General features: G+C 63.1%; 23 protein-coding genes and 1 pseudogene. 7 read left to right on the top strand and 17 right to left on the bottom strand.

The window, feature by feature from the left end:
• Positions 1 to 18 precede the first annotated feature (18 nt).
• Positions 19 to 483 carry an ATP-binding protein gene (locus tag K414_RS0108820; protein ID WP_027495616.1) on the bottom strand — a complete coding sequence of 155 codons (465 nt, stop codon included), beginning with the start codon at positions 481 to 483 and terminating at the stop codon, positions 19 to 21.
• Between the two features lie 21 nt (positions 484 to 504).
• Positions 505 to 840, bottom strand: a complete 336-nt coding sequence (locus tag K414_RS0108815) for an STAS domain-containing protein (RefSeq protein ID WP_027495615.1) — start codon at positions 838 to 840, stop codon at positions 505 to 507.
• A gap of 287 nt (positions 841 to 1,127) precedes the next feature.
• On the opposite strand from K414_RS0108815, the gene K414_RS0108810 reads away from it, so the two are divergent.
• Entirely contained in the window at positions 1,128 to 1,547 is a 420-nt protein-coding gene (locus K414_RS0108810; protein WP_027495614.1) for a CrcB family protein, read from the top strand.
• Positions 1,544 to 1,909, top strand: coding sequence for a hypothetical protein (locus tag K414_RS0108805; RefSeq protein ID WP_027495613.1), 366 nt, complete (start codon positions 1,544 to 1,546; stop codon positions 1,907 to 1,909). The genes K414_RS0108810 and K414_RS0108805 overlap by 4 nt, the downstream gene beginning before the upstream one ends.
• 10 nt (positions 1,910 to 1,919) lie before the next feature.
• Here K414_RS0108805 and K414_RS0108800 read toward each other — a convergent pair whose 3' ends face one another.
• The 7 genes from K414_RS0108800 to K414_RS0108770 all read right to left on the bottom strand — a co-directional run bounded on the left by K414_RS0108800 (position 1,920) and on the right by K414_RS0108770 (position 7,896).
• Entirely contained in the window at positions 1,920 to 2,495 is a 576-nt protein-coding gene (locus K414_RS0108800) for a YdcF family protein (RefSeq protein WP_027495612.1), read from the bottom strand.
• 50 nt (positions 2,496 to 2,545) lie between these two features.
• Positions 2,546 to 2,752: a hypothetical protein gene (locus tag K414_RS0108795; RefSeq protein ID WP_027495611.1), complete on the bottom strand. Its 207-nt coding sequence runs from the start codon at positions 2,750 to 2,752 to the stop codon at positions 2,546 to 2,548.
• Positions 2,753 to 2,831: 79 nt separating this feature from the next.
• Positions 2,832 to 3,563 (bottom strand): MerR family transcriptional regulator, encoded by a 732-nt coding sequence (locus K414_RS0108790; protein ID WP_027495610.1) that lies wholly within the window; start codon positions 3,561 to 3,563, stop codon positions 2,832 to 2,834.
• 113 nt (positions 3,564 to 3,676) lie between these two features.
• Entirely contained in the window at positions 3,677 to 5,200 is a 1,524-nt protein-coding gene (locus K414_RS0108785) for an NAD(P)/FAD-dependent oxidoreductase (protein ID WP_027495609.1), read from the bottom strand.
• Entirely contained in the window at positions 5,197 to 6,117 is a 921-nt protein-coding gene (locus K414_RS0108780) for a hypothetical protein (RefSeq protein ID WP_027495608.1), read from the bottom strand. Before K414_RS0108780 ends, K414_RS0108785 begins: the two co-directional genes overlap by 4 nt.
• Before the next feature lies 1 nt (position 6,118).
• Positions 6,119 to 6,997, bottom strand: coding sequence for an SDR family NAD(P)-dependent oxidoreductase (locus K414_RS0108775; RefSeq protein WP_027495607.1), 879 nt, complete (start codon positions 6,995 to 6,997; stop codon positions 6,119 to 6,121).
• Positions 6,997 to 7,896, bottom strand: a complete 900-nt coding sequence (locus K414_RS0108770; RefSeq protein ID WP_237606158.1) for an alpha/beta hydrolase — start codon at positions 7,894 to 7,896, stop codon at positions 6,997 to 6,999. Before K414_RS0108770 ends, K414_RS0108775 begins: the two co-directional genes overlap by 1 nt.
• 211 nt (positions 7,897 to 8,107) lie before the next feature.
• Here K414_RS0108770 and K414_RS0108765 point away from each other — a divergent pair, with 211 nt between their 5' ends.
• Entirely contained in the window at positions 8,108 to 9,202 is a 1,095-nt protein-coding gene (locus K414_RS0108765; protein WP_306436688.1) for a ferredoxin--NADP reductase, read from the top strand.
• 15 nt (positions 9,203 to 9,217) lie between these two features.
• On the opposite strand, the gene K414_RS0108760 is transcribed toward K414_RS0108765, so the two are convergent.
• From K414_RS0108760 to K414_RS26460, 3 genes are read right to left on the bottom strand one after another with little or no spacing between them, the layout of a single operon-like run.
• Entirely contained in the window at positions 9,218 to 9,895 is a 678-nt protein-coding gene (locus K414_RS0108760) for a TetR/AcrR family transcriptional regulator (protein WP_051365015.1), read from the bottom strand.
• Positions 9,892 to 10,692 carry an alpha/beta fold hydrolase gene (locus K414_RS0108755; protein WP_027495603.1) on the bottom strand — a complete coding sequence of 267 codons (801 nt, stop codon included), beginning with the start codon at positions 10,690 to 10,692 and terminating at the stop codon, positions 9,892 to 9,894. Before K414_RS0108755 ends, K414_RS0108760 begins: the two co-directional genes overlap by 4 nt.
• Positions 10,693 to 10,709: 17 nt before the next feature.
• Complete coding sequence (locus K414_RS26460; protein WP_051365014.1) at positions 10,710 to 12,266, bottom strand: NAD(P)/FAD-dependent oxidoreductase; 1,557 nt, start codon at positions 12,264 to 12,266, stop codon at positions 10,710 to 10,712.
• Between the two features lie 196 nt (positions 12,267 to 12,462).
• Between K414_RS26460 and K414_RS29080 the strand changes: the two genes are divergently transcribed.
• Both K414_RS29080 and K414_RS29570 read left to right on the top strand, forming a co-directional pair.
• Positions 12,463 to 12,624: a hypothetical protein gene (locus K414_RS29080; RefSeq protein WP_161631787.1), complete on the top strand. Its 162-nt coding sequence runs from the start codon at positions 12,463 to 12,465 to the stop codon at positions 12,622 to 12,624.
• A 167-nt stretch (positions 12,625 to 12,791) separates the two neighbouring features.
• Positions 12,792 to 12,974 (top strand): annotated as a pseudogene (locus tag K414_RS29570) (CsbD family protein); the annotation flags it as partial.
• 461 nt (positions 12,975 to 13,435) lie between these two features.
• On the opposite strand, the gene K414_RS0108735 reads toward K414_RS29570, so the two are convergent.
• The 3 genes from K414_RS0108735 to K414_RS0108725 all read right to left on the bottom strand — a co-directional run bounded on the left by K414_RS0108735 (position 13,436) and on the right by K414_RS0108725 (position 16,166).
• The gene (locus K414_RS0108735; RefSeq protein ID WP_027495602.1) at positions 13,436 to 13,732 is read right to left on the bottom strand and encodes a hypothetical protein; all 297 of its coding nucleotides are present in this window, start codon (positions 13,730 to 13,732) and stop codon (positions 13,436 to 13,438) included.
• 103 nt (positions 13,733 to 13,835) lie between these two features.
• Positions 13,836 to 14,801 carry an alpha/beta hydrolase family protein gene (locus tag K414_RS0108730; RefSeq protein WP_205914390.1) on the bottom strand — a complete coding sequence of 322 codons (966 nt, stop codon included), beginning with the start codon at positions 14,799 to 14,801 and terminating at the stop codon, positions 13,836 to 13,838.
• 177 nt (positions 14,802 to 14,978) lie between these two features.
• Positions 14,979 to 16,166 carry a hypothetical protein gene (locus K414_RS0108725; protein ID WP_027495600.1) on the bottom strand — a complete coding sequence of 396 codons (1,188 nt, stop codon included), beginning with the start codon at positions 16,164 to 16,166 and terminating at the stop codon, positions 14,979 to 14,981.
• A 168-nt stretch (positions 16,167 to 16,334) separates the two neighbouring features.
• On the opposite strand from K414_RS0108725, the gene K414_RS0108720 reads away from it, so the two are divergent.
• Positions 16,335 to 16,733, top strand: a complete 399-nt coding sequence (locus tag K414_RS0108720; RefSeq protein ID WP_037219922.1) for a hypothetical protein — start codon at positions 16,335 to 16,337, stop codon at positions 16,731 to 16,733.
• Positions 16,734 to 16,757: 24 nt separating this feature from the next.
• Here the strand turns inward: K414_RS0108720 and K414_RS0108715 are convergent, their stop codons facing one another.
• Positions 16,758 to 18,104, bottom strand: coding sequence for an MFS transporter (locus K414_RS0108715; RefSeq protein ID WP_032406173.1), 1,347 nt, complete (start codon positions 18,102 to 18,104; stop codon positions 16,758 to 16,760).
• A 180-nt stretch (positions 18,105 to 18,284) separates the two neighbouring features.
• Between K414_RS0108715 and K414_RS0108710 the strand changes: the two genes are divergently transcribed.
• A complete protein-coding gene (locus K414_RS0108710; RefSeq protein WP_027495597.1) occupies positions 18,285 to 19,496 on the top strand; it encodes a helix-turn-helix domain-containing protein in 1,212 nt (403 codons plus the stop codon).
• Here the strand turns inward: K414_RS0108710 and K414_RS0108705 are convergent.
• On the bottom strand, positions 19,483 to 20,565 hold the full coding sequence (locus K414_RS0108705; protein ID WP_027495596.1) for an alcohol dehydrogenase catalytic domain-containing protein: 1,083 nt from the start codon (positions 20,563 to 20,565) through the stop codon (positions 19,483 to 19,485). The genes K414_RS0108710 and K414_RS0108705 overlap by 14 nt on opposite strands.
• Positions 20,566 to 20,800: the final 235 nt, after the last annotated feature.

Raw genomic sequence — 20,800 nt, 5'->3', positions numbered from 1 at the left:
GTCAGTGTGCAGCAACGATCAGCTGGTACCGATCGCGTCCCAGATCATGTGGACCGTGGTGCCGTTCTGGTCCGACGTCACCGCCGCAGTATCGGCCAGCGCCCGCATCAGTGGGACGCCTCGACCTCGGTTGGGATCGGAATTGCGGGTCGCCCAATCGCCGCGGTCGGTCACCTTCACATCGATCCGGCCCTGCGCACCGCACAACACTCGAATATCGAGGGTTCCTCGGTCGGTGTGATCGCGATACGCATGTTCGACACTGTTCGCTATCGCCTCGTACGTCGCCAACACGACGTCGTACGCGCGATCCGGGTCGACGCCCAACTCGTTCAACCAGTCACCGAGTTCACGCCGAAGCTCCGACGCTCGATCCGCATCGGCAGGCTCGTCGGTGAACAGCAGTTCTTCCATTCGCGCACCTGCCGTCGAGATCGAACTGTCGGTACGTGAGTCGTCACCTCCGAAGAGAGTCGCCATCATGAATCCCGTCTACCCAAAACTTCAGGATCTACCCGCATGAATCGCAACGAGCGCCTCGTCGACCGTCGCATAGATGCCGAACACCTCGTCGAGCCCGACCAAAGTCAATGGTCGCCCCGTCGCCGGACCGTCCGCCACCACGGCAAACCCGGCAGTACCGCCCAGTTGCTGATGCGTCGACGCCAACAGCGACATGCCTGCCGATGCGAGGAAACCCACATCACTGAGATCGATGACCACAGCCGACGGCGACTTCTCGAGCACCAGAGCCACGGACTCGGACAGATCAGGAGCCGTCACCAAATCCAACTCACCCGACACCGACAGAACGACATCCTGATCACGCCATTCAACAATCACATCGAAATGCTGGGGTCCGAGCCCCGATTCGTCCGCAGTCACACGAAGACTTTACCTCGCTCCCCCGCCCCGCCACCGCCGCCGAAGTCCACTCGACGTGACATCGACCCCCGAAAAGTCCACTCAACGTGACATTGACCCCCGAAAAGTGTCGATGGTCGTTCCGCAGGCTCCACTCCGGACCACCGAACGTGACATTGAGTCCCCTCGGGGTCGGCTTCGGGTTGGTTTGCCGCCGTCGGCTCACTCAGCCGAGGGGTATCGATCGCATTAGGCTCGTCCAGGTGATCGAGGGCCTGCATTCCATGGACGGTCGCGGTCTGCGTCGTCGCTTGCTCGGGGAGTATGTCGCGGTCGTTGTGGGCGGCGCGGTCGGTGCGGCGCTTCGGTACGAGGTGTGGACGTGGCGGGCGACGCCGCGGTGGCAGCTGTTGTCCACGTTCGGTGTGAATGTGTTCGGCTGTCTGCTCGTCGGCGCTGCGTTGGGGTATCTGTCCGGTCGTCGGGCTCCGGTGACTCGGGCCGGGCTGTTCGGTCTTGCGTGCGGTCTGACGACGTTCGGTCTCTATGCGTTTCAGGCGGTCACCCATCGCGGGGCGTGGAATTCGGTGATCTATCTGGTGGCGACGCCGGTGTTCGCGTTGATCGCGATGGCCGTCGGGGCAGCGATCACGAGACCGGCACGAACGAGCCCGACGCTGTGACGACGTTGATTCTGGTGGCGGCCGGCGGCGGACTCGCGGCTCTGGGCCAGTTCGTGTTCTCGTTCGCCCTGCGGTCGAGGCGACGGGCGACGGCATTGAATCTGGTGGCGTGTGCCGCGCTGGGGTTGGTGTTCGCACTCGATCCGCCGAACGCTGTTCGCTCCGTGGTGGCGGTCGGGTTTCTGGCGTCGGTGGCTCCGTTGGCGGGGACGACGCTGGCGACGACCGGGCTTGCGCGAGATCGTCGGTATCGCTCGGCAGCACTGTTCTTCGGCGCGAACGTGGTGGGTGGAATTGCCGCGGTGATGTTCGGGTTCCTGACGTGGAAGTCCGGTGTGACGCTCTATCACAAGATTCTGTGACCGGATCCGGTCAGTCGCTTCCCGAATCCTGGCAGGAGCCCTGCACTCCGGCCTTGACGAACCCTGCGATTTGGTACAGGTACGTGAACTCCCATTCGACGAGTGAGAAGTTGTACGCGCGAGGCGTCGGACGCATCGTGACGGTTCCGTCGAAGCACTGATCGAAGACGAATCGAGCCCGCGGGAGGTGGTATCGCCACGTGACGACGATGACGTGGTTCCAGCCGCGTTCGCGGGCAAGGGTTTCGGTGAACATGGCTTCGCCACGGGTGGTCGAGGGCGACGGCGGAATGCACAACACCTCGAACTGCGACGTGGACGCCGCGCAGGCTTTCTTCATCGTCGGATCGCTGGAACCGTAGGGATCGGACAGCACCACTGTCGTGGCCAGGCCTTGTTGGGCGAGCGAGATGCCGTAGGCCTCACGTCCGTCGTGTTCGCCGCCGAGCACCACGATTGCGTCGGCGGCAACGAGCGGATCCACCCGAGCTTTCGTGAACGCGAGGTAGCCGCCGACACCTACCGACGACACCAGGACAACCGGGATCGCCAGGGCGAGAAACAGCAACCAGCGTCCGCGGAACACCTCACCAGGTTAGGGAAGGCGCTCCGCGAGCGCGCGGTCAGCGACTCATATCACTCGCTGGGCTGCGGCACGGTGACATTGCAGTCCGTGACCTCGGGGTTGATTCCGAAGTAGTTGAGCGGACCTGCAACGACGGTGAGGGCGATGGTGCCCGCACCTGCACAGTTCTCGGGCGCGTTCTCGAAGTCTCCGCGCTGGTACGACGCGAATGCGCCGATGATCAGCCAAACCAGAACGATCAACGTTACGAACCTCATTGGTGCCCCCTTAGGCGGTCAGCCGCCGTTCGGCTGTCGAAGGGCAGGTATGTCCGATTGTGGCAGGCTTCAAACCACGTCACGTGCGCTTCGACAGAGTCTCCGACAGATAATCGTCGAGGGCGCGTTCCTGTACCCGGTCCAGGGCGCGCGCCAGTTCTGCCTGTGCCGATTTCATGGCAAGGCTGCGCATCTTCTCGAACATCTCGGTGGTCTCGGCTACCTCTCCGGACTTGGGCAGCCAACCTGGACCGTGTTTCGCGGCCAGATGGTCGGTCACGCTCCCGACCATCGACTCGGCGATTTCGTTCATTTTCGACGCGGTCCGCTCGTGCTGGTCGAGCAGACGTTCCAACGTGAAGCCGTACTGACTCAGGTCGACGAACACCTCGAGGAGGGTCGGATCGAGAATCTCGCACTGGTCACCGTCGATTCTGATCAGTTTCGCTTCGATGAGTCGGGCAACGATGTCGTCGTTGTCCTCACCGAGAAATTGCGCAATCAGTTCGACGGGAATGACCGTGGTCTCGGCCGACGACCACTTGCGAGTCACGATTTCCTGCAGGCCCAGGATTTCTTCGAGGTCTTTGCCCTGCTCCCAGCCCGACAGGAAATCGGCTATGTGCGCCGAGGTGAAACCCCGCTGAAGCAGCGAGTCGATCACCTTCAATCGAGTCAGGTGATCGTCGTTGTAAATACCTACTCGTCCTCGGAGCGTGGGCGGCGGCAGCAGCCCGCGTTCCTGGTACGCCCGCACGTTGCGAGTGGTCGTCTTGGCCTCTCGGGCCAAGTCGTCGATTCGATACTCCACCGAGCTCCCTACCTCCGCCGCGCGTCGACCCTCAGGATATACGTCGACCACGCGGCGGAAGGAATAGCCGAATCCGACCGTCATCGAAACGACAAGCGTGCTCTCGATGCGATTCAGGAGTGGGCGACCGCCCGTGCCGGTTCCCGCGGCAGGTCGACGCGGCGCGGGACCATGGTGAAGTCGCCCTGTTCGACACCTCTGAGTTGGTTGACGTACTGGGTGGCGAAACCCGGGAACATGGTGGCATTGAAGCCGTCCTCGGTGAGATACCAACTGCTGCAACCGGAATTCCAGGTCGTCTTCGCCAGTTTGCGCTGCATGTCCTCGTTGTAGGCATCCTGGACGTCCTGGCGCACATCGGCACTGTGCAGATCTCCGTCGAGTACCAGAGAGATCGCCTCTACGATGTAGTCGATCTGCGCCTCCATGTACACCAGCGCCGAGCTGTGTCCAGGGCCGGAGTTGGGACCGAAGGTGAAGTACATGTTCGGATAGCCCGATACCGCAATACTCTTGTACGCCTTGGCTCCCGCGCTCCATTCGTCGGCCAGCACGCGGCTGTCGCGTCCGGTGATCGGAATAGGGGTCCCGGTGTTGGACACGTCGAACCCGGTAGCGAAGACGATGGCGTCGAACTGATGCTCGATGCCTTCCACGGTTCGAATACCTTTGGGCGAGAGCGTCGCAATCGGCCAGGTCACCAACGTGCAGTTGGGCTTCTGCAGGGCCGGGTAGTAGTCGCTGGTCATCAGCAGCCGCTTGCAGCCGGCCCGGAACCGAGGTATCAGCTGTCGACGCAGCCACGGATCGCGAACCTGCTGACGCAGATGCGCGCGTCCGACCAGTTCGACGATGCGCGTCAACGGGGTCTTCCACACGACACCGAGGGCAACGGATTCGTGCCCCCAGAACCAGAGCGACCGCGCCAGGGTCTGCGTCTGCGGATACCGGGCGTATCGACGCTTGGTGCCTGCCTGCACCTTTCGATTGATTCTGGGCAGCGTCCAACCCGGGGTGCGTTGGAACACCTTGACCGTATCGGCGATCTTCACCAGTTCGGGCACGATCTGCACCGCACTCGCCCCGGTTCCCACGACCGCGACCTTCTTACCCTCGAAGTCGTAGTCGTGATCCCACCGAGCACTGTGAATCTTGTGCCCCTCGTAGGTGTCGATGCCGCGAATGTTCGGCAGGCTCGCATTGGCAAGTGGACCCGATGCCATCACCACCGTGCGCGCCCGAACATCGGCGCACCCGTCGATGCTCAAGTGCCAATGCCCGGCCGCCTCGTTCCAGATGATGTCGACTACGTTGTGTCCGAAACGAATACGCGATCCTATGTCGAACTCACCCACCATCGTGTGGATGTAGTCGAGAATTTCACCGCTACCGGAGTAGGTGTGCGACCAGTTGGGATTTGGCGCGAAACTGTACGAATACAACCGCGACGGTATGTCGCAGGCTGCGCCCGGGTATGTGTTGTCGCGCCAGGTTCCGCCGACGGCGCTGCCGCGTTCGAGGATGGCGATGTTCTCGATTCCACTGTTGCGCAGTCGAATAGCGGTACCGATTCCGGCGAATCCCGCACCGACGATCACGGCGTCGAGTACACCTTCGCGCACGTCGAACTCGCTCATGCGACGGGCTCGTAGGTCAGTTCCTTGGCCCAGGTGGGCTCGGAATTGAGAGTCTTGGTCGGGTACCGGCGAGTGAGCTTCACCAGGCCGTCCGCAAGGCGGTGGTACGGGTGCTTGCGGTTGATGACGATGCTGCTGTGCCACTGCACAAATCGATACATCGGCACGCGAAGCGCCTCGGGGCTACGCTCCCCCACACTGCGGAATCGCTTCATCGCGGTGTAGAGCCGCTCCTCGTCGACACCCATCTCGACGATGTTGTCGCGCATCTTGTTCAGCAGTGGGATGTATCGCAGCAATCCGACGATGAGGGCCGGGTTCATCCACGCCCCGATCGTCTCGACCACGAGCTTGCGCATCCGGGAATGCCCGAGCAATTCGATGACGGCGAAATCGACCGCCAGATGGCGAGATTCATCGGAGTTGATCTTCTTGAACACTGCCTGACACACCGGATCGTCGATCTCGTCCATGATGAACTTCACCAGCGCGCCGTCCAGCGCCACCTCGAGCATCGGTATGACGGTGCCCAGCACGGTCAGAGACAGCCCGTCGGAATGCTTGTCGAGCCAGTCGATGACGAGCTTGACGTTGACGTTCGGCTCGGGCATCTGGTCGCCGTCGAGCATGCCCCAACGCCGCATGAGCGCGAGCTCGGCGTTGGCGTGCTTCTGCTCTTCCGCGTGGAAGTAGCGATAGATCTCCGCGAGAGTCTCGTTCGGAGCCTTGAGCGCCATCGCCGCGAATCCGCGAGCGCCCACGTTCTCGATCCACATCAGATCGGACATGAAGGGCTTGAGTTTGGCGTGCAGTTCGGGGCTGATGGTCTCGGCTCCCGGGCCGTCCCAGTCGATGTCCGCCAATGCCCACTGACGGTCCTTGATCTTGGTCAACATGTCTTCGAAGTCCATTGCCATGTCAGGCTCCTGTGGTTGTCGAGGTGAGGGATTCGTTCTTCGCCGGCTGCTGCTCGGCGGGCAGCACACGATTGAGCAAGCCGAGAAAGCGCACGTACACGGCGGGCAGCAATCTCTTGAACCGCCAGACGGCTTTGGCGTCGAACTGGGGCACGACGTAGAGCCGGCCCCGGTCGAATGCATCGAGCGTTCTGGCAGCGATCTTGTCGGGAGACCGTCCGGTCCAGCGCATCGCGAACTCGGCCAGTCGGGACGAACTCGCGGTGATCCGGCCGTCGACGGCAACGTTGGTCTTGACGAAGGTGGGACACAGAACCGACACCCGCACACCGGTACCCGATAATTCCGCCGCCATCGTTTCCGACAGGCTCATCACTGCGGCCTTGCCGACGTTGTACGGACCCATCAGCGGCGCAGCGGCGAAGCCGGCGGCGGACGCGACGTTGATGATCCCGCCCTCACCCGCGGCCCGAAGCCCGGGCGTGAACACCTCGCAGCCGTGGATCACGCCCCAGAGGTTGATTCCCAAGGCCCAGTTCCAGTCCTCGAAACCGATGTTGCCGACGGGCTTTCCGCCGATTCCGACGCCTGCGTTGTTGATGAGCACCGTGGTGGGTCCGCCGAACTCGATGCCGGCACGCAGGGCCAGTTCCTCGACGTTCTCGCGGATCGACACATCGCACTCGACGGCGTATCCGGTGCCGCCGAGGGCGTTCACCATCGCGACGGCCTCCTGCGCTCGCGGCAACGAGATGTCGGCGCACATGACGGCTCCTCCACGTCGAGCCAGTTCCAGTGCGAACGCCCGGCCGATGCCGCTGCCTGCGCCGGTCACTACCGCTCTCGACCCGTACGAGGGTCTTCCGGCCTTGGTTCTCATCAGCTCACCTGTTCTTTCGAATCATTCTGTACAACTCGGCTTTCGAGCGCATCAGCAATGAAAGCGGCCGCATGCTCGAGCGCCTGGGCAGCCTCAGGGATCAGCCGTGGGAGAGCGTGGAACACGTGCATCTGATCGGGCCAGATTTCGAGTTCGCTCTCTCCGCCGGCCGCGTCGATCATGGAGTGCAGGTGTCGCGCATCGCCCCTGAGCATCTCGGCTCCGCCCACCTGGATCAGCGTCGGTGGCAGCTCTCGCACACGTCCGAGATCGAGCCGGAGACGCGGGAGACTCGCATCGTGGCCGTCGGTGTACAGCGAGACCAGTCCTCGCGCTGCCTTCGCCGAGATCATCGGGTCCTTGCGGGTGCGTTCCATCCGTTCCGACAGCTCGAAGTCGAGGTCGATCAACGGAGAGAACAACACCAATGCTCCCGGCTGCGGCGTCCCGGTTCGGTCGTTCTCGATGATCAGGTCAGCGGCCAGGTGTCCGCCGGCAGAGTCCCCGGCGATGACGACGTTCGCTGCGGAATAGCCCTGGCCGAGCAGCCAGCGGTACGCGGCCTCGAGGTCGTCAGCTGCGGCGGGAAACGGGTGTTCCGGGGCCAGCCGGTAGTCGACCGTGAACACCGGCAGGCCGGTCGCGGCGGACAATCGCGCGGTCAGACCACGATGTGTTCGCGCCGAGCAGATGACGTACGCACTGCCGTGGATGTAGAGGATCACGCGTGGCCCGGGCGTCAGGCCGGGTGCTCGCACCCATTCACCGCGTACCGGGCCTTCGGCCACGAGGTCCACTCCGGTGCCCTTCGGAACGGGATCGAACAGCTTCATCGAGGTGGCGACGAGGCGTCGAGAGAACTCGATGCCGCCGCGGGAGGTCGGCAGCAGGTTCGTCATCGGACGCAGAATCAGCCGAGTCATCAAGGCAGCCAGACGGGTTCGCCGAGACCCAGCCCTGAATGCGCAGCGAGGCAGGTGGTCGTCGTCGGTGGTCGGAGTCACGTCATCACCCTCACCCGCTATTCGCCATTTGTCAATGGCCTATTATTTAGTGGCGAAGTGTGCGACAGTGGCGTCCAACACTGAAAGCGCAAGGGAGCGAGCACACGTGACGATGTTCAGGAGTGATCCACCGACGGAACCGGATGCGTCTGCCATCGGTCCCGAGGACAGATTCTTCGAGTTGGAGATCGCCGAGGTGACCCGCGAGACCGAGGATGCGATCTCCCTCGGCTTTGCGGTCCCCGAACACCGGGAAGCGCACTTTCGGTACGAGCCGGGCCAATTCCTCACCCTCGAGATTCCGTGCACCGACGGCGGCACGGTGGCCCGCTGCTACTCCTTCTCCAGCTCTCCGGTACGCGACCGATACCCCACCGTGACCGTCAAGCGAATCCAGGACGGACTGGCATCACACTGGTTGCACGACAACGCTGTTCGCGGGATGCGACTCAAAGCGCTGAAACCGTCGGGCATGTTCGGACCCGAGGGCTGGGACGTGGATTTCGTCCTCATCGCCGCCGGCAGCGGCATCACCCCGATGATGTCGATCCTCAAAACTGCTCTGTTGCAGCACAAGAATCGAATCACCCTGGTCTACGCCAACCAGAACCGCGGCTCGGTGATCTTCGCAGAGCACCTGACCGAACTGCAGTCGCGCTTCCCCGAACGACTCGACGTTCACCACTGGTACACCTCGGAATCGGGGTTACCCACCGCTGCCGGACTGGCCTCGATGAACGTGACGACTCCGTCCGACTGCGAGGCCTTCCTCTGTGGACCGACGCAATACATGAACGTCGCCGAGGAGTGGCTCGCTCGCACCGGTACGACGGCGCACAGAACACACCGCGAGGTGTTCTCCTCATTCGACTCGAATCCGTTTCAGGCCAGGGGCGCGTCGATTTCCGACGAACCCGGCGCGAACTCCGTGGCCGCTCAGGTCGAGATCGACGGAATGGAGACCGAGTTCACCTGGAATGCAGACACGAAGCTGCTCGACCGACTTCTCGAGCTGGGTCTCGACCCGCCGTACGTGTGCCGCGAAGGAACATGTGGCGGTTGCGCTTACACACTCACCGAAGGCACCGTGACCATGCTCGCGAACGAAACTCTCGACGAGTACGAACTGCAGCACGGTGTCCGATTGGCCTGCCAGTCCGTACCCGATTCCACAAGCGTTCGTGCGGTGTTCGACCGCTGATGTCGAGGAGGGCGCTCAGCTATCGAGCGTCAACGTGTGCGGCTCCGAGGTGAAGATAGCGGCCGATCCCGCAGCGCGCGCTATGCCCGCGATACCGCCCCAGACCATCATGGTGAGGTAGTCGATGAGCTCGTCGACCGTCATGGTCCGGTCGAACATCCACCAGTGCGACGCCAACCGCACCGCGCCGATCATGGCAAAGGCGATGGGCATCGAACCGCCCGTGGAGAACTCCCGCTCTCGGAATCGGTCGGCGATGACGGAGGACAGTAACTCCGCGATCAGTCCCTCGGACACGGTGATGATGTCCTGGTTGCCGCTGACTGCATTGTTGGAATGGACGTAGATGTAGATTTCGGGATCTGTGGCAACCGTAGTGACGTAGGCGGAAATCACTGCGCGAGTGAGGTGATACTCATCGAGGTCCTCGGACATCGCATCCTGGATCCGCGGCACCAGTGCAGTCTCGACGTATCGAGCCATCGCAGCGTCGGCGAGACCCTTTTTGTCCGCGAAGTGTTTGTACAGAACGGTTTTCGAGACACCGTTCGCTGCGGCGATGGCATCCATACCCACGTCGTGTCCATGCTCACGAATCGCTGCCAGTGTTCGATCGAGCAGTTCACGTCGCCGGGTGATTCTGTGGTCGCGCCACCGGTCGCTTCGCCCGTCCACCTTGACCACCGCGCTCATGCCGACTGCGGTACCGCTCGTGATCCCCTCAGCAGAATCGACGCCACCAGCTCCGGATCGTCCGACATCGGAACGTGCCCGAGACCCGGGTACGTCGTCACTTCGGCCTGCGGAAAGGTTCGACGCACGAGCGGTGCCTGATAGACCGGCAGAACCAAGTCACGACGGCCCCACGCGACGGTGACGGGAACGGTCTCGTCGACCGGAATGCTGAAGCGCGGCACTGCATTTCCGGCTGCGTCGATCGCACGGTTGGTGGTGATGCTGAGTGCGTCGATCGTGGCCGTCGCTGCGGGAACTCGCCACGGCTTGGCGTAGAACACGCCGTTGGCGATCGTGCGGCCGACGACCGAACGCATGACGGTAGGTGCGATCGGGCTGATCACTCGAGACAACGCTCGCAACAGTCGGAACACGAGGAGCGCCCGGGTCTGATCCCAGTGTCCGCGAAAGAATCCGGCCGGTGACAGGGCGGTCGCCGAGGCGACCGACCCGCGGGCAGCCAGTTCGAGCGCAAAGTAACCGCCCAGCGAATTTCCGGCCACGTGCGGCTTCTCGCCGTCCACCGCCACGTGCTCGAGGAATCGCTCCAACTCGGCCACGATCCACGGCCCCAGATCGAATTCCTCGGTGGGCAAGTCCGGTGACGCGCCGTGGCCGGGCAGGTCCACCGTCACCACTCGTCGATGCCGCGCCAGTATGTCGACGACACTGTCCCACGCATGTTGTCTGTGCACGATGCCGTGAATGAGCACCAATGTAGGGCCCTCACCCCGGATGGTGTGCGCGAGGGTCAGACCGTCGATGTCGGAAGTCACTGCGTGCCGACCTTTCTCGGCCAGATGCGGTATACGGGCGCGATGTCCGCCCCCGCCACACGGGCGTTGTCCGCTCGGCCGAACGTCATCGATTCCGTCAGATCGTCGAATCGTGCGTCGATCCTGTCGAGAATGTAGTTCTGCCGCACCGACCAGGGACGTTCGGTCCCCGATTTGGGTAGCTCGTTCAAGGAACGCGTGACGTATCCGGAGGCGAGGTCGACGACCGGACGAGAGTCCACGGCCTTGCCCTGTCGATCCGGGATCGCATGGGTGTAGTCGTGAGACCGCATGTACACCAACAGTTTTGCTACTGCCTGCGCCGTCATGTCGGCCTTGAGCGTCCACGATGCATTCGTGTACCCGATGGACCATGCAACGTTGGGTACGTCCTTGAGCATGTGACCCTTGTAGACGAACTTGTCGTGCACTTCGAGTCGCTCACCGTCCAGCGAGAGTGCGATTCCGCCGAAGGCCTGGAGCTTCAACCCCGTTGCGGTGACGATGATGTCGGCGGGGATCTCGTCACCCGATTCCAACCGAATCCCGTCGGCGGTGATCTCGGCCATCCGGTCGGTCACCACGGTCGCTCGACCGGTGCGAATGGCCTTGAAGAGATCGCCGTCGGGCACGACGCACAGCCGCTGGTCCCACGGGGCATACGTCGGCTTGAAGTGCTTGTCGATGTCGTATCCACGCGGGAGCTGCGCCTTCGTCATTGCTCGGAACACCCTGCGGGCCGTCTTGGGTGCCCGTCGACACAGCTGATACGAGCCGACCATCAACAGTGCATTGCGCCACCGCAACGCACTGTGTGCCAGAGTGTCCGGCAGTACACGCCGAGTGAGCGTGGTGAACGGGTCGGTCATCGGCAGGGACGCAATGTACGTGGGAGAACGCTGCAGCATCGTGACCGACGCAGCATCGACCGCGAGCGAAGGCACCAAAGTGATTGCCGTCGCGCCACTTCCGATGACAACGACCCGCTTACCGGTGTGGTCGAGACCTTCCGGCCACTGCTGGGGATGCACCACCTGCCCGGTGAACTTCTCCATCCCGGGAAGGTCAGGGGTGTACCCACCCGAGTAGTCGAAGTATCCGGTACACAAGAACACGAATCGACTTCGATACGTTCGCGGAACGCCGTCGGACAGCGTGTCGACGGTCCATAGGTCGGTCGACGAATCCCAGTTCGCCGCAACGACGGAGGTAGAGAAGTGCGTGCGCTCGTCTATGCCGTTGGTGTGAGCGGTATCGACGATGTAGTTACGAATGTCTTCGCCATGGGCAAGCAGAGTGTTTCCCTGCCAAGGCGTGTGCGGAAACGAGAACGTGAAGATATCGCTGTCCGAACGAATTCCCGGGTACCGGAACAGGTCCCAGGTACCGCCTGCTCGCTCGCGCCCTTCGAGGATCGCGTAGCTGAGCTCCGGTGCCATCTCGTGCAAGCGATACGCGGCTCCGACTCCCGAAATACCCGCACCGACGATGAGCACATCCCTGAAGTTGTCGTGGGTCGAACCGTCGACCTCGGGCCAGGTATCTGCATTCATCGACGCGCCTCGCTGTCTCACCGAACACCATCGCCCGGACGCCGACCGAGCAGCGACACCGCGACTAACATCACATAATGTGCCATTGACTGGTGGCGGTGTCAATGGCAGCCTTCAGCACATCACAGACAGGAGCTGTCATGAACCGCACTCTCTTCGTTGGGTGCACGCCCAACGCAACCGGAACCAGTAGCCGATGACCCCCGTGGCGGTCGGGGCTGCGGGAGTCATCGCGCTGATCCTGCTCACGTCGAGAGGGTCGGGACTGGACTTCGACCGGCGCTCGTTGTCGACGGCCTACTCAGCACGTGCGACGGGCGCACGCCGTCGAACGTGGTGGCCGCGTTCGACGAAGTAGTCACAGCACGCCGAGCAGCACAAATACGGCTACTCGTCGTAGTGACCCGAAACACCCGTGGTCGGACGTATGTTTCGGACCGTCGAGTTCGACTCATACTTACCGGCGTCGTCCGCGACGTCACCGCTCCGGTTTCCGGAGACGACCTACACGAAAGAGGGATACCGATGGCCGACTTCATCGACAAGGCTCAGCACAAGGCAGAAGAACTGGCCGGGACTGCGAAGGAGAAGGCCGGTGAGGCCACCGGTGACGACAGCCTTCGCGCCGAAGGGGCCACCGACCAGGCCAAGGCCAACACTCAGCAGGCTGCCGACAAGGTTTCCGACGCCGCCGAGAGCGTTGCCGACTCCGCGGCCGGCGCTGCCAAGCAGGCCAAGCACGCAGCTGCAGACGTTGCCGACAAGGCAGCCGAGACCGCCGCAGACGTCAAGAGCGCCGTCCAGGACAAGGTCGAGAACGTCGACGTCGACGACGTGAAAGAGAAGGCCTCCCAGGTCGCCGACAAGGCAGCCGAGAAGGCCTCCGCCGTCGCCGACGACGTGAAGACCACGGTCCGCAACATCGACAGCGAGGATGTGGCCGAGGCCGCGAAGGTCGGCACTCCGATCATCGCCGCCATCGCAGCCGCCGCCGGTGCCGTCGCATTCGTGTTGATCCGTCGCCGCAACCGTCGCCGCAGCGCTGCACACCTGTTCGTTCCGTCGAAGCGCACCACCCGCAAGCTCGCCAAGAAGGCGCGTAAGCACAGCTTCTGAAGGTGATCACCCGGAAAGCCCCGCCTCGTTTTCAGGCGGGGCTTTCGCTCGTTCTACAGCGGTTTCAGCGCCCGGCTGGGCACCCAGTGCGTGACGGTTTCGCTCCGGTCTCGCGACATCAGTTCGTAGGTGACGCGACCCAACCAATCGCCGTCGACGGTGATGGACCATTCGACCAGATCCCCCGGGACCACGCGTCGAACATCGAAGCCTTCCGGATTGAACTTCGACGCGTGATGTGGCGGTAGCGGGTACAGGACGTTCAGATCGATCCACACCTTGAGTGGTGGTCTGAGCATCTTGAACGGACGCACGGCAGACGCGGGTCGAGGTTGAGCGCGTCGTGCCATCGTTCGATCATACGTTCGATTCGAACGCAGTCATACCTGTCCCCGCAACGAGAAACGGCCACCCGCACACGAGGTGCGGGTGGCCGTCTTCGATCAGGATGAATCAGATGCCGAGCGATCCTGCCAGGAACGGCCAGGACTTGTGCAGGTCGTCCTGCCAGTAGCCCCAGGAGTGGTTGCCGACCGGACGGAAGTCGACAGTTGCCGGGATTCCCAGCTGGTCGAGACGCTTGGCCAGGTTGGACGTGCAGAAGTTGGTGGCCAGCTCGATGCCGCCGCCGACGATGACCTGGTTGGCGAGCGTCGCCGGGTCGTTCTTCAGGCGCGGGTTGGCGAAGGTGTCGTTCGGGATGCCGGGCAGTCCGCTGCCGGTGCTCATGTAGATCTGGGTGCCGCGCAGCTTCTCGGCGTTGAGCAGCGGATCGTTCTCGCGCCACACCGGGCCGTCGAGCGGGCCCCACATGTTCTCGACGTTTCCGCCGCCGTACGTCTCGACGACGAGCTTGACGAACTGCTGACCGATCGGGTCCGAGGTCTGTGCGCAACCGCTGTAGGCCGCGACGCCGGTGAACTTGCCCGGGTACTTGATTGCGATGTTGAGAACCGATGTGCCCGTCATGGACAACGCTGCCAGAGACTGGCGACCGTTGGTGTCGAACTGGGCGTCGATCAGCGGAGGCAATTCTTCACCGAGGAAGGTGCTCCACTTGTTGCTGCCGAGCTTCGGATCGTCCTGCAGCCAGTCGGTGTAGTAGGACCACTTGCCCTTCTGCGGAGTCACGATGTAGGCGTTCTTGTCCGACAGGAAGGCCTCGGCGTCGGTCTGCGACTGCCACGATGCGGCATCCTCGCCGCCACCTGCACCGTTGAGCAGGTACAGCACCGGACGCGACACGCTCTCGTCGGCGGGACGCTGCACCGTGACCGGAATGGTGCGGTTCATCGACGCGGAGTACACCTGGAGCTGAACCTGGCGGCCGTCGAGGGTGTTCACCGATTCGATTCGCGAGCCGTTGCTCGACTGAGTCGTTGCCGCGGGCAGTTCGTCCGCGGACGCGACGGGCGTCATCAGCGCGGTCGGAAGAATCGCCACTGCGAGGGCGACGGCCGCAGCCGAACCGAATCGCTGGAAGCCGTGTCGTCGAGATCGTGGCACGCTGTTTCACCTTTTCGTCGAGTTACACCGGTCGAGTTTCTACATCGGCCGAAGATGAGGTGACGTTACCTCGAGCAAACGTCCCGAGCGTTATGGACCGGACGAATCCGAGACGCGATCGTGATGCTCGCGCTTGACCCTCGAACCGAGGACGAGACACACCAGGATGACGATCATCGCCACGACAACACCGACGGGAAGTGGCGAATACAGCCAGACAATGGGCGGCACATGGTCGTCGGATGTCCCATCCGTCCAACCGAACACCCGCGGCGGCACCGGTGCCGACACCGAGAACAGCGTCAGTGCGAACGGTACGAGCGGACCGATGGTCGACGCCACCGTGCGCGTCACTCGTGCCGATCCGACGAGCAATCCGACAGCGATGGGATGCAGCACGCAATAGCACACAGTCCCAACGGTATTGATCGAGTCGTCTCCGATGGGCAGTAGACCGGTGGCCGTCACAACGGTCAGCAGTGCACACGCGGCCGTGGTGAGATCGCGTCGCAGGCCCACTCCCACCGCTCCGGCGAACAACACCGCGGCCACGACGAGTACCCACCACGACGCGTCGCCCCACCCGAGCGCATTGACTCCCGACGCCGCTATCGCCAAGCCCGACATCACGTATCGGCCGTCGAGGCCACCGAGGTCGAACGCAACACCGTATGCCACCAAGACGACGATGGCGACGGCGAACATCCACGTGGCCGCCGTCGACGTCGTATTGCCCAGATAGATGTAGACCACCAGACAGACGAATCCCAGCACGAGAGCGGCTACTGCGTCGGAGGTTTCGAGTCGGCCCACGGATGCCCGCCGGACGGCCACGAGCAGCACGACAGTGGTTGCGAGAAGGAGGAGTAGCGGGACCGTGGATTCCACCAGATACGGCCCCAGCCCGTCCATCCACCGACCCTCACGCGGTCCGCGTAGCCGGGAGATCGCGCTGTAGAACAACATCGAGCCCAGCAGTCCTACTGCAAGGCCGCCCGACGGGAGCCTGCGTCCACCGGCGATGAATCCGCAGATGCCGACCAGAGCGCCGGCACCGAGCGCATTGGTCGTCACCGCTTGATTGGCCGCGATCGGCACGAAGGACGGCAGTGCCACCAGCAGGGAGCCGAGAACGGTTGCTACGGCTGCCGATATCCGGGGCCGGCGGCGATGGACCGCCACGAGCACGAGCACCGCCATCAGAACCGTGAGAGAACCAGCCCACTGCGCGGTGACGAACGCTCCGTACCACTTCCCCGTCGACTCGATGTGGAACACATCCTGGCCGAGGGATTCACGAATGAATATCCGGCGATGAATCCGCCGATGGCCGTGGCCACTACGGGCAATACGCGATCCGCTGCAATCACGCGTTCAATGTAGAGGGCTTCCCAATCGACGGCCATGTGTGGTCTATTCGACGCGAACCCAACGTCAGGAGTGCTCATGATTCGTCGTATCGCCGTCACGGTTGCTGTCGTCGCAGGTACCGCCGCACTTGGAGTCGGTACCGCCAACGCCGACGAATGGCCCGTCGCGCCGCCGTACCCGAGCCCGACTGCTCCGCAGGACGTCACCGGAGTGTTCCTGACTCCTCAGGACCCGGACTACTGGAATCCCTTCGTCAGCGAGAATCGACTGACCTCGCCCTACGGCAACAGCACTCGCATCGTGTGCACCGGATTCCATGGCGTACTGCTGGAGTGCTGGCAGGCCGACTCGAACGGCAACCCGCACAAGCTCATTCCGCTGAGTATGGACTACCCGGGTTCGACTGGCCACTTGCTCCCCGGCGGCGGTCCAGGGCACTTCGTCTATCCCGGCTACATCCCCGGCATCGGCTGACGCTGGTGCCCGACTAGGACTGCATCACACCAGTTCTCGATCGAGCTTGGCCAAGCGCGCTCGCACCACGAACAGCAGTCCCACCGCCATGGCCATGAAGGCACCCACCACCCAGAGGCCGGCTTTCGAGGTTCCGGTGGTGTCGAGCAGCCAACCCGTCATGTAGGGCGCTGCAAGTCCTGCCGATGCACCGATGGTGTTCACCAGTGCGATGCCCGCTGCGGCTCCAGCCCCGGTGAGGAAGGTAGTCGGCAAGTACCAGAAGATCGGCAGTGCGGAGAAGATACCCACTGCGGTGAGCGTGATGAACACCATCGTGAGGAACGGCGAGCTCATGTACATGGCGATCGGAACACTCACTGCAGCAAGGGCAGTCGGGGCAATGAGGTGCCACATCCGCTCTTTGCGGCGGTCGGATCGTCTGGACCACAGGATCATCGCAACCGAGGCGATGAAGAACGGCACCGCTACGATCATTCCGTTCTCGGCGATCGAGAAGGTGGTGTCGAACTGCTCGGCAAATCCGGCCACGATCGTCGGCAGGAAGAAGCTGATCGCGAACAACCCGTAGCCGATGCCGAAGTACGTCACGCCGAGTAGCCACACCGTCGGGTTACGCAGTGAATCACGAACGGACCCGTGGCCGGACTCGGCCTTCTCGGAGTGCTCGGAATTCATACGCGTGTCGAGCCAGGTGCGTTCGTCTGCGCTGAGCCACTTCGCTTCACGCGGCCGGTCGGTCAGGTAGAACCATGCTGCGATGCCGAGCAGGATCGTGGGGATGCCTTCGACGAGGAACATCACTCGCCATCCCTCCAGGCCGAACAGCCCGTGCCAGTACTGGATGATCGCCGCGGAAATCGGTGCACCGAACGCGCTGGACAGTGGTAGCGCAACCATGAACACGCCTACGAGTCGGACTCGCACTGCCCTGGGGAACCAGAACGTCAGGTAAAGCATGATGCCGGGGAAGAAGCCGGCCTCGGCGATACCGAGCGCAACGCGGGCGATGTTCAGCCAGGTCGCGTTGGGTACAAATGCCATCAGCGCCGCAATAAGTCCCCAAGACACCAGGATTCGAGCAATCCAACGACGCGCACCGAACTTGTGCAGAGCCAGGTTGCTCGGCACTTCCAACAGGATGTATCCGACGAAGAACAAGCCGCTGGCGAGTCCGTACATTGTCTCGGTCAGGCCGAGATCCTCACTCATCGTCAACTTGGCGAACGAGATGTTCGTCCGGTCGATGTAGTTCAGGAAATAGGCGAGCCCGAGAAACGGAATCAGGCGCAGTGCGACTTTGCGCATCACGCGGTTGGCCATCTCGTTGTCCGGCGTCGCAGCGCCGGGCAGGTGGGTGCGTGACGTCATCTATCGCTCCAGTCTTCGATCCGAGACCCACCACATGAGGCGGGCTCACACACTGTGCTCCCGCAGTGACCTGAGTCACGACCGTTTACTGACGAACCTCGAGCTCCTAGTTTCCTCTCTTTGTCGAACGCACCGTATAGGGCCCCTTCGAGCCGAATCCACCACGCGTACGCTCGGCCCATGTCGAGAGACAGCGTCCAAGCTGTGGTCGACCGCTTCGCCGATGAGCTCGGCAGATCGGTCGTCGTCAACGACCCCGAAGTACGAATGCTGTTCGCCAGCCGCCACTTCGGCGATGAGGACCCCGTTCGGATCAGAGCTATTCTGAACCGCGATGCAGGCAGCGAGGCCATCGGTTTTCTGCTGTCCAGCGGCATCGGTCAATGGACCAAGCCCGGCAGGATCGACGGGTCCGAAGCGCTCGGTCTTCACGCCCGTGCAGGCGTGCCCATTCGCTGGCGCGGCGAGACACTGGGCATGATCCTTGTGATCGATGCCGAGAAAACTGTCACCGATGCCGATCTGGCTCGAATCGGTGAGGTGGCGAACGAGGTCGCCCCGTTGATGGTGGCAGACCGAATGCCACTCGATTCGGGTCGTTCCGAGGCCCTGGTGACTGCGGCACTCGGGCCTGAGGAGTCCGCGCGCGAGGGTGCCCTCGCGGAACTGGCTGTCATACCCGGAGGTGTACGCGTAGTCACCCTGGCCTTGCGGCAGGGTAAGGACAACGACCTGACTGCGATTGCGCTGCGGCATGCACTGGTCGCCGCTCGTTCCCGCAGTCGCGGCGATGCGCTGCACAGTGTGGACGGTGCCGCCGGGCATCTCGTGTACCTGGCGACTGCCGCACGCGACCTGGACACCGTCGTCGCCGAGGCCCGAACGATGGTGCGCGACGCAGCAGACGTGGCGGGCCGCGGCACGAGTGTCGAAGCCGGAATCGGGGCGCTCGTACCTGCGATGAACGAGGCGTGGTTGTCCGCACGGCAGGCCGGCCTCGCAGCCACAATCGCGCGCCGATTCGGTGAGGACTCGGTCGTCAGCTGGGAACGTGCCGGGGTCCTCGGCGTGCTGGCCAGGATCCCGACACAGGAATTCGACATCACCGCGGTTCCACAGGAACTACGCCGCCTCGCCGAGGTGGACCCGTCCGGCCGATTGCTCGATACGTTGCGGGCTTTCCTCGACCACGCTGGATCGGGCCCGGGAGCCGCGGAGGCCCTCTTCATTCACCGAACCACGTTGTACTACCGACTCGACCGCATCCGCGACGCGGTCGACATCGACCTCGACGACGGCACCGTTCGTCTGCACCTGCACCTCGGATTACGCGTCGCCGACGCCATGAGAGCCGAGGGATTCGATCCGTTCCCGCCCCTCACAGGGCGTTGAGCGACACGGCCGAATCACGAAGTTCCGCCGGCACTCCCTGCGGATAGAGGACCACTTTGCATGCGTCACCGGACAGCATCCCGATGGCCGTTTCCACATCTTCGAGTTCCATGCGGTGCGAGACCAGACGGGAAAGATCAACGCTTCCCGATGCCACGAGGCCGGCAAGTTCCGTCCACGAATCCCAGATCCGACGACCGAAACTGCCGCGCAGGGTCAGTCCCCGGCTGATCAACTGCCGTGTCGCGTTCAGTTCGAGAGGTCGGTTGGTCAACCCGACACTCACAATGGTGCCCTCGCGGCGGACGACGTCGAACCCAGCCGCAAGCGCAGGGAGGGCTCCGGAACATTCGAGAACCAAGTCGACGCCTTGCGCCGCGCCGGTCCTTTCCCACACCCGCTCCACAAGGTGTTCACCCGACGCCACCAGCGATCCACCCAGTTCGACTGCCATTGCGGCGCGGTGCGAGTTCGGTTCGACCACAAGCACTTCGGCTCCCTTCGCGCGAGCAATCTGCAGCGCGGCCAGACCGACGGGCCCGGCACCACTGACCAGGACGTGCGCGCCGTCCAGGTTCAGCCCGCTCCGTTGCACAGCGTGCATCGCGCTCCCCGCAGGTTCGAGGAGAGCAGCCGTTTCGAGTGTCAGCTCGTCCGGTAGACGGAAACACGTCGACGCCGGGAGTACCACTCGCTCGGCGAATGCGCCGTCCATCGTCAGACCGAGAAGGTCCATCCGCAGGCAATTGTGGGCATTGCCGCGTGTGCACTGGTAGCAGGTCAAGCACGCGACGTGAGTCTCGACAGCAACGCGATCTCCCACGCGCAATGTGGATACATCGGCGGCAACCTCGATCACGGTGCCTGCGCATTCGTGCCCCGTGACCACCGGCAACCGCAAGCCGAGGTCGCGGACTGCCGGACCGTACTCGTACGTCTCACGGTCGGTCCCGCACACCGACACTGCACCGACTTCGATGCGGACGTGTCCACGCTCCAGGTCTCGCTCGCGGTAGTCGTTCACCAGGTCGAAGCCCGGAGCAGGTTCGGTCTTGAGCACTGCGCGCACGTCAGCCCCTCATTCTGTGTCGATGTGCACCCAGTCTGTTGCGGCAGCCATCCCCGATCATCGAGCCGAGAGAGGGGAAACGAGTCCAGCTTTCCTCCCGCTGTCGCAACAGCGGCATTCGACAACGAGAGGAATTCGCCGCAAGTCCTCTCGTCCTGCGACGGTGCACCGCAACGTGGCGTACGACGACCATGACAGGGCGTGGGGACGTGATCCGCCTCATGCGACATGACGA

The organism is Rhodococcus sp. JG-3 (genome assembly GCF_000482405.1).
Taxonomy (GTDB): domain Bacteria; phylum Actinomycetota; class Actinomycetes; order Mycobacteriales; family Mycobacteriaceae; genus Rhodococcoides; species Rhodococcoides fascians.
This window is presented reverse-complemented; position numbering and strand designations above follow the sequence as displayed.